Consider the following 236-nt stretch of genomic DNA (forward strand, 5'->3'; position numbering starts at 1 on the left):
CTCGGCGGCGCACTCGCGGTGGCGGACGGCCAAAAGGCAGCCCGTCTGTGCGCCATCAATATTCTGGCGCAGATCAGTGCCGCACTCGAGGGCGATTGGGACAGGCTCGGTGCTCTTGTGAAGATCACCGGCTTCGTGGCCAGCGATCCGTCGTTCACCGAACAGCATCTCGTGATCAACGGCGCCTCCGATCTCCTCGTAGAGGTCCTGGGCGAGCGCGGGACGCATTCCCGTTC

1 protein-coding gene is annotated in these 236 nt (G+C 64.4%); it reads left to right on the forward strand.

Annotated features, from left to right (window positions below):
* Positions 1–236, forward strand: a 236-nt coding sequence (locus CH341_RS33460) for a RidA family protein (protein ID WP_146604845.1), incomplete at both ends; no start/stop codon positions are given.

The sequence above is a fragment of the Rhodoplanes roseus genome (assembly GCF_003258865.1).
In the GTDB taxonomy this organism is placed as follows: domain Bacteria; phylum Pseudomonadota; class Alphaproteobacteria; order Rhizobiales; family Xanthobacteraceae; genus Rhodoplanes; species Rhodoplanes roseus.